Below are 14323 nucleotides of genomic sequence, written 5' to 3' on the forward strand. Positions count from 1 at the left end.
AGATATGGAGTTATATGTAATGCCTTGGAAACCCGACGCCGACGTATACGGCGAAGCTGCCGGAATGATGTGTGACGGCCGCGTGTTGGACCTTGTCGTAACCCATGGCGACGGAGTGTTCACGTGGGAAGTCGTAGACGGCTGCGACTCCCTCGCCGGCGACACCGCCACCAGCGCCGCCGAGGCCCGTCGCGCTGCCGAGGCAGCCGGCCGCCGCGCATTCATCCGCGCTGCCTGACAGAATATCTCACGGCGTGATTTTTTATTTGCCGCCAATCTCACGCCGTGAGACTATAAACATAGATCGAAAACATGAGGTAACAGAATGGATTTCAGCACTTGGAAAACCCTCGATCCCGTCGAGGACATCGCCTACAAGCTCGGCTTCGACATCGGCAGTTGCCGAAGCTGGGACGACTACAGCAGCCGCTTCCAAACGGCCAACGACAGGGATGTCGGCCATCTGGTAAAGAGAGCCAGGGAAATCGCCGGCGTCCTTTCGACAGGTGAACTCCCCGTACTACAAGCGCTGCTGCACGCCGCCGACTTCTCCCGGCAGGCCGACGAGATTGCCGAAGAACGCACCTGGAGGCGTCTCGACTATACCCATGGCGACAACGCCACCGCCGTCGCCCTCGCGATTCTGCGGCGGTAGCACGATGGCCGACGTCGTACAGGACCACAAGAAGCGCCAGGCAGCGTATGCGGCGAGGAACAGGCGGAAGGCCAAGGCCCTCCGCCGCCCCGACGCCCGCGCCGTTGCTGATGCCTACATGTCAGCCGTCGAGGGCGGCGGCTTGGAGCGGATGATGCGCGTCTACATCGGCAAGCTCGCGCCGGACTGCGACATTGACGCCCGAACTCGCGATGCCGTCGAACTGGTGCGGCAGGTGGCTGTCCTGGTCCTTCTCGACAAGGGCTACGACCTTGCGCAGATTAGGGACAAGCTCGCATCCGTAGGTAACCGTGAGCGCGAATGAAGATTTGCGTTGAATTTTGTTTATATCCACTGTGCTCAATTGACACGCTAAAGCTGTAAACCTACCTTCCGGTTCTGGACTATGGCAGGACTCGCGGCGGGCGTCATTTCCGTCGGGACCGAGGGTCAATGCCACGGCGATGCGACAACGAGAGTTGCCGTACGCGTCGCGCGGAACGGGCCGCAAGGTCACGCTGCGGGGAACAGGACCGACACGTCCGAGACAATAACATTAGCTGTAACCTTTACCATCAAGGGTACCTGTTGGACGGCTAGTAGCATTTATTTCACGGGCGGGGCGGAGCCGGCGGCGTCTTCGCGCTTGCCAAGGGGGCGAAAAAGCCTAGCCTTGACGGGATGAGAGGACAACGATCATGACATGCAAAAACGTGCCAACTCGGCGCGGACCAATCGGGGAAGACGTAGTTCTCGGACTCTGATTGGGCTGTCTCTGGCAGGACTCGCGGCGGGCGTCATTTCCGTCGGGACCGAGGGTCAATGCCACGGCGATGCGACAACGAGAGTTGCCGTACGCGTCGCGCGGAACGGGCCGCAAGGTCACGCTGCGGGGAACAGGAACCGTCGGACGGGTCAGGCTTACCAACAGGACCCTAAGGACGACCTTGACATCACCGCTTCTCAAAGCAGTTTGGAAACAAGACAATATCGAAAATGCCTGGCGCGTTATCCAGGAGAACGCGCGGACTTCACAGTCCGAAGAGGTGCGTAAAGAAATTGCGGACTTTGCCGAAGAGTCTGGCACTAAGATTCGGTCTCTATGTTACAGATTGTCCCGCGGGAAATTCGAGTTCGGGGAATCAAAAGGAATCCCTCTACCGAAGGTCGACGCCCGGGGGCGAAGGACAGGCAAATTTCGACCATTGGTCCTTGCTTCGGTCGAAGCGCGAATTGTTCAACGGGCGGTCCTTAATGTCCTTTTGACTGTGCCTGGCATCAAAGCATTCGTGGAGACGCCACATAGCTTCGGCGGGCTCAGACGTAAGGCTAAGGACAATGAAGATCGAAGAGACAACCCGACTGCTGTGCCTGCTGCGATAAAGGAAGCTCTGGCGTCCATAGGGTCTGGTGCACACTTCTACGCCGCCGCAGATATACGCTCATTCTTCACCAGGATATCGAAGACACGCACGCTCGCGATAATTCGCACCGCCATTAGCGACGAAAAATTCCTTGCCTTCATCGAGAAAGCCGTAACAACCGAGCTCTCAAATATGGCTCTGCTCCGCGAGAAGGCGAGCGACTTCCCAATTCACGATATAGGTGTAGCGCAGGGTAACTCTCTCTCTCCACTGTTGGGCAATATCATCCTTGCAGACTTCGATCAAAGGATGAACGTCGGAGACTGTCGTTGCATCAGGTACATCGATGACTTCCTAATCTTAGCGCCGACGGCGAAAGCTGCCAACGCCAGGCTTAGGAAGGCGACCGCTATCCTGGCAGACTTAGGAATGGAATTGTCGCCCGAGAAATCATCGACGGGTGCGGTTTCGATCAAGTCTGGCTTCGTGTTTCTGGGAGTGGAAGTCAAGCCAGGTATCATCCGACCTTGCACATCCGCGCAGAACCGCTTCTTATCGTCATTGGAAACCACGTTCTCCGAAAGCAAGAAGGCGCTTTTTGCCGTAAAGGATGGAAAGCAACTGAAGAAAATCAACACGGTCACCGGAACACTGAAACGTGTGGAAGGGATTATAGACGGGTGGGGAAAGCACTACTGGTTTTGCAACGACCTACCTTTGTTTCGTGAAATTGACCGAAAAGTGGACGATCTAGTCCGTGATTTTCTCGGGGTCTACCGGAGCGCTCGCGAAAAGGTACCCAAGGCACTGCAGCGCTCCATGCTCGGGTTACCGTCGCTTGAAGAACAGGAAAGAAAACCCTTCTCGTATCCAAAAAGCCCATAGAGAAAGCCCTCTAGTAAACGACAATTTTGTGCCAGACCGTGCGGGCGGGATCAACGTAGTCGGAATCTCGAGAAGGGCATGCTTGCGTCTTTATAGCGACTTCGTACGAACCCTTGCCAGGGTTACCGTAGAGGTTTCCCCCGTTTGGTCCCCCACGTCGAAAGGCGAACCCTCTAGGATATTCGACGGACCAGCGACCTGCACAGTCGGGGTGCATAATGACCGCCATTGCGATGTCCACTTGATGAACGCCTCGATTAGCCCGACCAGCGGGAAAGCGAAAGGTTTCGGCCGACGCGCTTCCCGCGATCAATGCGGCCAGCACGGCAGCAGCGACGTTGATCGTTTTCATTCCGCGCTCGTCCCCTTACCGCCGACTGTATAAGAGCCAGGGCGTTCTATCCAGGCCGCGATGCGATCTGGCAGAGACCAGATTTGCGCGAAACACCAAGTCACGACATGAAAGAGTACCGCAGGCCACGCACAGAAAACTGTCAGCGTGAAGACCGACGCCGACAGGTGATGAAGCCCCGCCAGTCCGAAAGCTATCGCCAGCGACAATCCGCCAGCCGTCCATAGAAGCACCTGTTTCATGGCGTCAGCCTCTCCCGTAGGAACAGTGAATAAGCAGGAGCCACTGCGATTTCAGATAGCTCCATAGTTTGTGGTAGGCGACGGTCATCAGCACCAGCGTTGCGATAGCGGATGCGGTCAGTACGCTCTTTTCAATGCTTCCCTGAGTGACTTGTTGTCCGAATGCATCAATGATCGGGAGCGCCTGTACGAACAGAAACCACAATACCATCAATAGAATGACCTCAATCGTGATGTTTCCCGCGCTCACCAATAGCGCTTGTTTCGTTTGTTTCTTCAATTCGGTTTCCCTCCCTTTTTCGAAAGCCCTGGAAGAATATTCTTGGGCATCATTCCGCGTCCGGCAACCGCTATCATTCCGCCGAACGCACCGGAAACGAGCCCGGATTCGCCGTAGGACGTGCTTTGGCCGAACCAGGCCAGAACGCGGTCAGGAAGAGCCCATATCTGCCCGTAGGTCTTGAGAACGACGTACCAGATCATGTACGTCTGCCCGAAGGTCATCACGATGTAACCGGGAAGGCCGACAATGTGCCCGCCCGATTGCGCGAGGAAAGCGGTTGCCCACAGACGGTCCAGCATTCCGAGGATAGGATTAAAAACCCCATAGGCAGCGAACACCGCGAGCATGGCCAATGCCGGCCGCAGGAAGATATTGACGAGAAACAGAAGACCGAGCTTGACGCTGTCTCCCGCGAAATCATCGTTGCCATCGAGTTTCAGCCAGCGAAGGCACCAGATCGTCAGGGCAACCATCGCGTCCATCACGGAAACGAGCAGGGCCACGCCGGACACCAGCATGAAGACATGCGGCATTATGGGGATCACGTAGGCCCTGAGCGCACCCATGATCCACACAGGAATGATGGCGAACCTCGACCAGTCGAGGAAGTAGTCAATGGCCGCCGCTCCGAAGAACTCAGCGACCTTGTTGCCTGCAACTCCCGCGATCACACCACCCGCGGCGATGGCGGCGGAGACACCCGCCATCATCGCATGACCCGAGGAAACCAGAATGCCCATCTCATCACGAGGCTGCCCATCATCAGCGGACGTCGCGGCCCATTCGATGATCGAGCGCGATATCGGCGCGATGATCTTCGTGGCGGGGTCAGCAGTCTCGTCGCCGGCTGCCGCGAAATCGTTGGCGCTCAACGCCTGCCGTTCCGCTTCACCCGACACCTGCAAGCGAAGCGCGTCGAACGCTATCTGGATCGCTTCAGCGAAGTCTCCGTCGATACGGGGCGGGGTATGTTCGGGCCGTTCGTTCGTCATCGCCGTTGTGATTTCCGAAACCTGCGCCAGAGTGCTCCAGTACATACCCGTCGTCAGGAACCCCTGTTCACGTGCATCCCTTACAAGAGCGTCACGGGATGCGGTCGCGACGATCTTCGCCTCTTCCTTTGCGGCTGCCGTCATCGCACGATCATAGGCGGCTCCCATTGAGCGGATGCGCTGGACGAGATCGGGCGATAGCACATTGGATGTCACCGCCTTCGCCGCAGCACCAGCGGACGATAGCCCGGAGGTTTCGGCGGCAAGCTGGGCATATCTGCCGGACTCCGCGCGGAAGGCGTTTACGAACACCTTTATAGCTTCCCGCCTTGCGTTCGAGAATGTGGCGCGATCATCAAGCGCACTGACGGAAAACTGGCCACAGGTGGGACCGTAAGCCCAGGTGATCCGCTTTTCGTATCCCAGAATGCCGAGACCGGATACATTTCCCTCGGGATCGGGCAGCCGCGCATTCCAACCCCAAAGACTGCCGGCCTGGTTGTAGACCGCCGCGCATACTTCGTGCCGCAGCACCATCGTCGCGATGCTCGACCCGTTCGAGGACGCGGGCGTAATGGTGACGCCTTCCTTCACGACGGTGGTGATGCCCGTATTCGACAGGGCATTACCGAGATTGATGCCGGGACGGGCAACGAAATCCCTTAGGAGGTAATGGACACTGGAAAAGCCAGTCTGCGGCGTCGGTATGAGTAGCCCGAGGCCCACGACAACGCGCAGCGGTGTCCATATCGTATGCCACCGTTCGCCGAGCGCCTGTCCGGTGCGGGCCGAGGCAACGATTCCCTGAAGCGCTTGATAGGCAAAAAAGAGTCCGCCGAGGAAAAACAGAACCGAGTTGAAGACCTGGAGGACGCGGCCGTACATCGTCGTCGCCTCACTCGGCAACACCGCGTTGACAATCTGCCACGCGATATCGGTGGCCGGCGGTTCAGCTAACAGATCAATCATTTCGGGCCTCCCGTCATTGTTTGACCCGATGTGTGGCTCGCCCCGTCTGGACCGTCAGGCGTGACCTCATCCCTCGCGTCGGTATCCGAGGCGGGTTTGTCGAGGCCGAGCGCCTTCTTTTCGGCTTCGGTCAGGATAACCGGGACGATCGGCAGCGTCAGCCGCGTCGAGGGTTTCGGTTTCGCCACCGTTCCAGCCGATCCGGTTTTCCCCGTACTGCCCTTCTCGTCTCCACCGCTCCCCGACGCCGAGTCTGCAGCCGCCGAACCAGGCGTGACTTCGAAATCGGCCACACTCTTGGGGTTTGAAGGCTTGTCGAGGATCGACTGACCTATCGCGGCCAGCTCGGGGAGCGCATGCCAGATTGCCGCCAGCCGTGGCCGGCGACATGACGGCATGTCAGTGTCCCGGAGAGTATCAGCATGGACCTGGACACGATCCCGAAGCGTCCGCCACCCGACGCTATCGCCCGACGACGCCAGCTTTTCGAGGTATGCCAGAAGGGCTGGAGATTCTGCCTCCAGAAAAGTCTGTTGGTGGTAGGTCGGGCGATACCGTGTGTTCAGGCACTGCCGCACGATGTTGGCGGCAGCTCCGTGCGCCCAATCAAGGTGTGGCATGCCGATATCCCGAAGGACCGCACGAGCATTCGTCCAGGAGATTTCTTCGCCTGTCGTCATCATGGTGCTGGCACTCCCGGTGTTGGTTCAGGTTCCTCCAGTGCCGCTGCGAGTGCCTTGGACAATGTCCGGATTTCATGCTGTGCGGCCACAAGCCGTTCCCGCTGTTGACGGAAAGCGTGACGCTGCTCGGCAGCCTGCTTCTCGGCATTGCGCTGCGAGGTTTTTGCTTTCGCGGCCTCTGTTTGCGCTTTTTCCACCGCAGCCTTCGCGGCGGCAAGATCGCGGGCAAACTCCTTGCGGATTTGGTCGCGGATTCGGGATTCCTGAATACCGTCCACGACGGCACGGACAGCGCCGCCGATCCCGTTCAGACGCTCAGCGGATGCCCTGACCTGTGCCACGTCAGCCTTGACGGCGGTCGCCTCCGCCTTCGTGCGATTGATGTAGGCTTGCCCCTGCCGTTTCAAGGCCTCCGCCCGGTCAACGGCATTCTGGAGCGCCCGTGCCTGGGCTTGCTCGGCTTTCCACTCTTCCCGTGTAAGGCGGCGGCGTGCGGGACCGAGACGCGTCAGACCACATGGGACGGCGACGGTTTCGTGGTATGAATCCTGCCAGTCCCGCATTGCGGCCTTGTAAGCGACGTCCGCACGCTTGTTGAGCGCCTTGCCATCCTCGCCATCTCGTCTGCCGCCAGCCTTCACTGCCTTTTTGGCAACAGCACCGGGATGATAGACGCCCGCCCGCATCTGTGGATCATTCGTCGGCAGCACGTAGGCATGCACATGCCATTGCTTTTCGTCGGTGTGCCGGAGGACCGATTTCAATGCGGGACCATATTGCTTCCGCAACCATGCAATCGTCCTCCGCTCCCAGTCCCGTACTTCCGCCGCATTTTTTGGATTGGCGCGGACTTCCTCGACGGTATATGGATGCGAGGCGACGACCGTGTGCAGGGTCTTCTGTTTGGAATCGAGTTTCCGAAGCTTGCCCCTCGCACCAGGCGTCATTGCCGCCGCCGCCGCCGTATCGTGCATCTGGCGGACTTCATCGATGCCGAGGCCGTAAATCACCGTCGGGGGCTTGGGATCGGCGACGTGGACGGACGCGATAGGTTTGCGGGCTGCCTCGTCGAAGATAAAATCCGTAGACCTGCCCTTGCTGTCAGGCTTCCGCGACCACGATTCCAGGTGGATGAACTGATAGGCCATGGGTCATCCCCCCGCCTTGAAATCGAAATCTACGCCGTGGACGCATTCCGCGATCGTTCGGGGCCTTTCAAAAAAGGCGGTCTTGCCGAGATTGAAGAGATCGCGGCTATCACGTGCTCCTGTGTGATCAAAGCTGCTGAGAAGCCAAGGCCCTTCCCAAAGCTCTACCTGCCAGAAGTTAGCACCCCGGACGACGAGAAGCCGACCTTCTTCGGCCCTGTCAGCGTGAACAACAAGAATAGGGAGTTCGTGGCTGGGCACGATAGGCACTCTGAGGAATGTCTTAGAGTGCCCCCAGACGCCGCCGGCGGAAAGGGGGAAATTGACTGTAGTGACCGACTACAGTCATTCGCGGGGCTCATGACATCGGCTCTCCGAGGGCCGCGCTGCGGAGCCATTTCATGGAGACCTCGGCAGGGTCGATGTCGTCGCCACAGGCGACGAGGCACAGAGGTGCGCCCTTAGCGGCATTCACGAGTAACGGTCCCAAAATTGGAAGCACCATTCCCAATGTTCCGGCCAAGGCAGGGGCTTTCAACTCCCATGTGCATGTAATGCGGAAAAGTGTCCGTGCAGTGTATTCTGCGCCATTAAAGATCATCGATGCTGATCGTGGATGGTTGTTAGAACCCGTGCTTCACCTTTTTTATCGCAACTAACATGGGATAACTTCGAATGCCGCCAAAAAGCACTTTGAAGCCGTGCAAAGCTGTATTTATCTCAGCTACACCCGACAGTTGATCTATTTGCGAGTCTTGGCTTTTATGACTACCGATCAAAAATTCGAACGCACGATACTTATTGACGAGCCCTCGCGGGAAGATCAGTTCCACGGTAAAGGCCATGAGCGGACAGCGGCAGCTTTAGCACGGGCGATCACTAGCATGGCGGGACACGACCGCGCCATCGGCTTGGACGGACCTTGGGGTAGTGGAAAATCGACAGTCGTGGAAATTGCCTGCAACGTGCTGATAGGCAGGCATAAAAAAGGCGAAGCTGACTATCGTTTCTTCAACTTCGACATTTGGCAGTCGCAGGGATCGTCTTTTAGGCGGTCGTTTCTCGAACATTTCCTCGACTGGGCAATTGCTACATTTCCCCACAAACGTTCAAAGCTTGAAGCGATCGAGCGTGATGTGAAGGGTAAGGTCCGCGAAGTTCAATCGAAAAACCAATCGATGTTAGACTGGTGGGGCGTTCTGGTTATTGCGGCGATCCCGTTCCTGCCAATTTATTACTTTTGGGCTAAATCCGTATTTGACGATAAAAACCGCTCGGAATCGTTCGCGTGCTCATCTCCAATGTTGCTGCTCTATCTTTTTGTAGGTCTAACTCTCTGCTGGGCTGCCTTGAAGTGCTATCGCGATAGAGGCACTGGAACTCTGTCATGGAGGAATTTCCCTTCCCAATATCGACAGGCACTTTCTCAGACCCTACTCATTAACTCAAAGCAGTTCGAAAACCAGAAAGTCACCCAGTATATCCGGGAGACTGATCCAAACGACTTCGAATTCCAAACGAGTCTACGGCGAATCCTTTCGGTGGTGCAGTCTCGAGATAGCAAGGTCGTCATCGTGTTGGACAACATCGATCGACTGCCGCGGAAAGAGATTAACGAATATTGGGCACAGGTCCGCGCGGTGTTTTCGAATGGCCCCACAAAGTCCCAGGGAAACCCCGATAGCTCGGTAATCGCTATTGTTCCTTACGATCGGCATCTGGTCGAAGAAGTCACAAAACCAAAGAATGAGATAGACGAAAATGGGAAGACGGCAACTGCGGCGATTTCATCGCTGAGCACGAGAGAGATTTTCTCGAAGACTTTTGACGAAATCCTTCAAGTTTCGCCACCAGTTATGTCCAATTCAAGGGATTTCTTTCTCGAAAAAATTACCAAGGCCTTGCCAGGCGCAACTGACCGCGATGAGTTATTCCGCGTCTTTCTTATATTCGACCATATCTTGCGCAACGAGAATGGAAAGGCAACCCCGCGCCAGATTATAGCGTTCATCAACGAACTGACGGGTATGTACATACTGCATGACGGTCGTTTCCGTATACCAACCGTCGCGGTCTACATCGCGCATGCAGACAGCTTAGAAGCCAATCCGGCCAAATTGAACGACCGCAATTCGATCGACGAAAAATTGCGAGCTCTCGCCGCCGACCCAAAACTCGAACAGAACCTCGCCGCGATGATCTTCAACGTAGAGCCAGAGTTGGCACTACAGCTCTTGCTTGATGACCGTATTGAGGCTGCCGTATTGGAAAGTGCAGAAAGCCTGATTTCTATATCTAAAGCCCCTGGCTTCGACCTTCGCGTTGATGCCGTCATTCAAAATTATGTCGAAGAGTGGGAACAGAGTGAAACCTTCCCTTCGGTTATCAGCAATTTCGCGGACCTTGCCAAGTCTTACGATGGAGATGCTCGGAGCCACTTCTGCAAGAGCCTCGTCGCTGCGGTTATGCGCCTTGGCACGATTCGATTGGCTCCCAAAGTCTACGAACCGGTACTGCGGATTTTTGAGGTGGCGCGTTCCGAGGACAGAGGACGACTAGCGGTCTCTATCACCAAGTCGGTGTCCAACAGTTGGGCAGACACTTTCACAGTTGAAACAGGTCAGTCTTGGGCGAAGTTCGTTGGAGAACTAAACCGCAGATTAGATGGTGACTCCGGAACCACGTTGCTTGCAAATGCCATGGCTGCGGTAACATATCCTACATCGCCACACTTCGTTTTCGGTGCAGCATCAAAAGCAACCGAAGAGGGGATTACAATAGACCAACTTCGCATACCGAAGCCAGATACTTCAACGGATGAAGCAGTCTTCGCGACGCTCGCGGTTCAAAGGCCGAGCGAAGCCAGATCAGCGTTTCGATCTCTTTCGCAACGTTCGACCCTGACTTTGGAACAGATGTCAGGGGCATCTGCCGCTCTAGTAAACGCGATTGCTGAGGCCGAGATCGATGACCCAAGCGAACATCTGAGCCGGGTCGAACTGCTGGCGGAGATATACACATATGTTCCTTCCGCTAATCGCGGAGAGCTAGAAATTTCAACGCTGTTCGGGCAATCGAAGTTTTACAAGGAACTGTTCGAATGCATGGAAACCTCGAGTGACGCGTCATTCGGGGCCGCGTTATTCCTTGCAATCATGATATTTAAAGGGAGTGCGCCACCTGTCCCGACAACACGCAGCGCCAACGGAGGGCGGGTTGCAGACAAAACCGACGAATACGACCAGTTCGTTGAGGCATTCACTGACGCAAAGGTTGTCTCCGTTGAGCAGTTCCAGCGTGCGGCGGAGTTGGCTAAACTCGCAGCAAGTTCGACCTTGATAGTGAACTACGGCGCTTCGGCACCGGATAATCCGTTGTTGAAAGGTATTGTCCGGCACATGTTCGTCGAAGGTAGCAAGCCGTTGATCACCCTATCCTCAATGTTGCCACACTACGCCTACGTTCGAACCACGCTTGGACCAGACGTGGAAACGGCGCTTCAGAAATATGCCAGCAGCGCATCCGAAAACGAGCTCGAAAAGCTTACACTTGATAGCATTCCTACAGCGATTGTCAGCGACGTCATCAATTTATCGAATTTTGAGTGGCGACGGTTTATTGAAAAGGTCAAGACGCTGCTGCAATCAGTCTCGACGGATACTTGGATCGAGCATCTGATCGCTTCCAACGATACGTCGCACATTTTGTTGGAAGTGATCGACGGAACGGATTTCGAATTCTCGGACCCCACTTTCCGGGATGTTTATGTCGAGTTGATCGTTGGCTTACTTGCGGCGCGCTATTCAGTCGTCAACACGGCGCGTTTTGATCCGTTGCTTGGTTCAATGGGAGCGAAGTTCCAAAGCGATATCCTCCGATCGATCAGGGAGCAAATGCGGGATGTTAATGCCTCCAACCTTGAGTTCGCGACCAAAATTTTTCCGAATACCCTGTCAAAGCTGGTAACCGGGGCAGATCGTCTGACCAGGCAAGAGAAGGACAATCTGGTTCGGTTCATTCTTTGCCCTGCACTCGAAGGTGCGATTAGGCCGATCTTATCGGACTTCGAAAAGCTAGGGCGAACGAAGGTCAGTGACATGATTAAACAATCTGAAAAAAGCACCCAAGAAAAGTTGCAAGGGGCTTCGGAAATTTTTTCTCGCATCAGCGGCGACTTGAAATGGACCAAAAGTATCAGTGAATTACTCTATGGGAAGCGCCAGTCAAAGTCGCTTTTCGACAAGTGGTTCCGTAAAACTGTTGATCAGAATAGGGATGAAATCGAGGGCTAACTTGTGGTTGCCCTCGGCGACATTCCCTTGAATGGAGACTCATGCTGTTAGCCTAGTCGGGTTCGGCGTACTCCCCAAAGACACCAAACTCCTGGAAATCGCTTTCCGTCTGCTCCTGCAGTCGGAGCCATTCTTCACGGGTTAAAGGGACCTCCGGCTCATCCAGTTCGAACCAGCGATCATCCGGGCGCTTGGATTTTCCGTGCGCACCGAGGATCATATCTTGCCAGAGTTGCAGCATCTTGAGTTTCAGGGATGAATCGGTATCGAGGTCATAGAATTTCTGAATGACGCTGATCTTGCCTTCGCCCTTGTGCGTAACTTTTGCAACCTCGCTTACGATATCGTCATACGGGAAACCAAGTTTGCGGCCCTTCTTTCCGATGTGGCTGACGAACGCTCGCCGTAAGTCGTGGCTGGCGAAGTCGGTTCCTTCTAACGGTCCCCCAGGCTTTCGCGCCGCCTGAAAAATGTCGTTGATGAGCTTGTTCGATATGTGTCCGTTACCAGGTATGTGGGCGTAACGCTTCTTCAACTGTGGGAAGAGGAAGTTATTGGCGTCTTTGTCGGGGGATCGCTCCCGGTATCGCATCAGAGCGGTATGTCCTGCCCATGCCGCCCAAGACGGCAGGGGGAGAGGACGGTATAGCTTGTTCTTGTCGGGCCCTAAATACCAGACGTAGTCGAACCGTGTGGAACCGTACGTCCGTGCCATTTGATTATGAAATGTCGTCGTGACCGTTTCAATTCGTTGTCCCGTCAAGGCTTGGAGCGTTACGGCTCGTTTTGCCTCGTGGGCAAATTCCTTGTCTTCCAACCAAAAAAGGAAATCGTAGAGCTGTTTAAGGGACATGTACGGACGGTCGAAAATATCGTCTGCGTTCACGATATCGCGCTTCTTCAAATCCGGCTGGTCGACGGCGGGCAACCCGATGGTTGGATTCATTTTCAACCCGGTAACCCGTCGAGGGTCCATTGCGAACTTGAAGGCTGCCTTGAGCCCGTTTTCCGTTTGCTCAGCCGCTCGAACATTGTCCTTCGGAATACCGTTGACCATCCCTCCACGCTCGAGAATATTCTGGCGGACGGTCAAAATATCGAGTTGCGTGACGTTCGCGATCGGCCTGCCTGCGATGTGCTTGAAATCGGAGGTGAGCTTACTGTTTTTCGCTGCTCCAAGCGCTGAGCGATAAGTCGCATACATCGCATCGCTCTTGTATATCTTCGCCCACGCGAGATATTCGTCCCGAAGAACCTCCCATGTCCATGCACCGTCGATTTTCACGGCGGCTACGTTCTCCGCAGCTTCGACGGATGGTGTAGTGGTAGGCTGCGATAAAAGAGCGGAAACCATGATTTTAATGTCATCGTTTTTCCGACCAGCCTTCCAGCTCGCCTTTATCTTCGCGGCTATTTCACGAACGAGCGGCATCTGATCGACTCTGAAACCGTCCAGCGGCGCGAAGGAAATTTTGTGGTTCTTGGTCATGACCCACCAGTGGGCACTTCCGTTTTTCACCTGGATGCACAAGCCGGCGACGTCGCTGTCCCGGAACACGGCGGCGGTGCGAGACTGTGCGGCTGACCGCGCCTTATCAATCGTTTTCCTATCTATGTATTCGGCCACCTGGACCTCCTGATATTTTGGGGCCACCAACTCTGATTGGGGCCACCCTGGGGCCACCGGGCTTCTTGTGCAAGAGTGGAGCAGGTAGCTTTGGAGGTCTTCTAAATTGCTTTGAGAAATCGATAAAATGTTAATACTTTACAGTTATTTCAAAGTGATGGCGGCGATTTTTGATTTACGAGTGATCACTCGAAAAAGTTGCATTTTACCTTTTGGTTGATTTGTAATCAGGGGGTCACGAGTTCGAACCTTGTCGGGGGCACCAGTATTTTCAATGGCTTGGCCATTCACCATCCGTATTTTATTGCTGCTTCGGGCGATGCCTAGGGCTTGATGTGGTACAGCTTGTGCACGATCGCCCAGTTGCCTTCGTGTTCCAGCAAGGACAGATATTCGTAAAAATCCATTCCGTCGAAACGGGTCGTCAGCTTCACTGAGGCGCTGTCGCCCTCCTTGTCGATGCCCAGGATTTCGAAGGTGGGGTCGTGGTCGGGGAGGCCGCGTTCGCTTTTGCGCATCTGGCCGACGAAATCCTCCAGCGACAGCCATTCGGTCTCGCCCTCGAAGGTGCCGACGATGCTGGCGCGCGGATCGAAAACGTCACGCATCAGGCCCTCATCCGCATAGGCCATCGCATGCACATAGTCCGTGACGGTCTGGGTAATGGTTTTCGGCATCGGATCGTCCCTCCCTTCAGATCCAAAAGCTGAGCTTACACCCGTTGGCGCGGTTCCACCATAACCCCCTGAAAACGTGCCGGTTACGTCCTTGGTCAGGCTGTTTTGCTGCGGCTTCGGGAAAGGTGGCGTCCATGGTTCGACATGTTTTGCC

At 55.5% G+C, this 14323-nt stretch carries 11 protein-coding genes and 1 tRNA gene; 6 read left to right on the forward strand and 6 right to left on the reverse strand.

Features of this window, described 5'->3' with window-relative positions:
- Positions 1 to 4: 4 nt before the first annotated feature.
- The 4 genes from RS75_RS20335 (at position 5) to RS75_RS20350 (ending at position 2904) form a co-directional block, all read left to right on the forward strand.
- A complete protein-coding gene (locus RS75_RS20335) occupies positions 5 to 238 on the forward strand; it encodes a hypothetical protein (RefSeq protein WP_152643163.1) in 234 nt (77 codons plus the stop codon).
- Positions 239 to 325: 87 nt separating this feature from the next.
- The gene (locus RS75_RS20340) at positions 326 to 655 is read left to right on the forward strand and encodes a hypothetical protein (RefSeq protein ID WP_045023842.1); all 330 of its coding nucleotides are present in this window, start codon (positions 326 to 328) and stop codon (positions 653 to 655) included.
- 4 nt (positions 656 to 659) lie between these two features.
- Positions 660 to 980, forward strand: coding sequence for a hypothetical protein (locus tag RS75_RS20345; RefSeq protein ID WP_045023844.1), 321 nt, complete (start codon positions 660 to 662; stop codon positions 978 to 980).
- 508 nt (positions 981 to 1488) lie between these two features.
- Positions 1489 to 2904, forward strand: a complete 1416-nt coding sequence (locus tag RS75_RS20350) for a reverse transcriptase domain-containing protein (RefSeq protein WP_234704303.1) — start codon at positions 1489 to 1491, stop codon at positions 2902 to 2904.
- Positions 2905 to 3502: 598 nt separating this feature from the next.
- On the opposite strand, the gene RS75_RS20360 is transcribed toward RS75_RS20350, so the two are convergent.
- The 4 genes from RS75_RS20360 to RS75_RS20375 are packed head-to-tail and all read right to left on the reverse strand — an operon-like array spanning position 3503 to position 7573.
- Entirely contained in the window at positions 3503 to 3778 is a 276-nt protein-coding gene (locus RS75_RS20360; protein ID WP_045023847.1) for a hypothetical protein, read from the reverse strand.
- Entirely contained in the window at positions 3775 to 5742 is a 1968-nt protein-coding gene (locus RS75_RS20365) for a DotA/TraY family protein (protein WP_045023849.1), read from the reverse strand. Before RS75_RS20365 ends, RS75_RS20360 begins: the two co-directional genes overlap by 4 nt.
- Positions 5739 to 6425: a hypothetical protein gene (locus RS75_RS20370; protein ID WP_045023851.1), complete on the reverse strand. Its 687-nt coding sequence runs from the start codon at positions 6423 to 6425 to the stop codon at positions 5739 to 5741. Before RS75_RS20370 ends, RS75_RS20365 begins: the two co-directional genes overlap by 4 nt.
- Complete coding sequence (locus tag RS75_RS20375) at positions 6422 to 7573, reverse strand: hypothetical protein (protein WP_045023853.1); 1152 nt, start codon at positions 7571 to 7573, stop codon at positions 6422 to 6424. Before RS75_RS20375 ends, RS75_RS20370 begins: the two co-directional genes overlap by 4 nt.
- A gap of 764 nt (positions 7574 to 8337) precedes the next feature.
- Here RS75_RS20375 and RS75_RS20390 point away from each other — a divergent pair.
- Positions 8338 to 11865, forward strand: a complete 3528-nt coding sequence (locus RS75_RS20390; protein ID WP_152643164.1) for a P-loop NTPase fold protein — start codon at positions 8338 to 8340, stop codon at positions 11863 to 11865.
- 52 nt (positions 11866 to 11917) lie between these two features.
- On the opposite strand, the gene RS75_RS20395 is transcribed toward RS75_RS20390, so the two are convergent.
- Entirely contained in the window at positions 11918 to 13492 is a 1575-nt protein-coding gene (locus RS75_RS20395) for a site-specific integrase (RefSeq protein ID WP_152643165.1), read from the reverse strand.
- Between the two features lie 191 nt (positions 13493 to 13683).
- Between RS75_RS20395 and RS75_RS26425 the strand changes: the two genes are divergently transcribed.
- Positions 13684 to 13757, forward strand: a tRNA-Thr gene (locus RS75_RS26425).
- A 58-nt stretch (positions 13758 to 13815) separates the two neighbouring features.
- Here the strand turns inward: RS75_RS26425 and RS75_RS20400 are convergent.
- Positions 13816 to 14169, reverse strand: coding sequence for a nuclear transport factor 2 family protein (locus RS75_RS20400; protein ID WP_045023861.1), 354 nt, complete (start codon positions 14167 to 14169; stop codon positions 13816 to 13818).
- Positions 14170 to 14323 lie beyond the last annotated feature (154 nt).

This window comes from Rhizobium nepotum 39/7, assembly GCF_000949865.1.
GTDB lineage: Bacteria > Pseudomonadota > Alphaproteobacteria > Rhizobiales > Rhizobiaceae > Agrobacterium > Agrobacterium nepotum.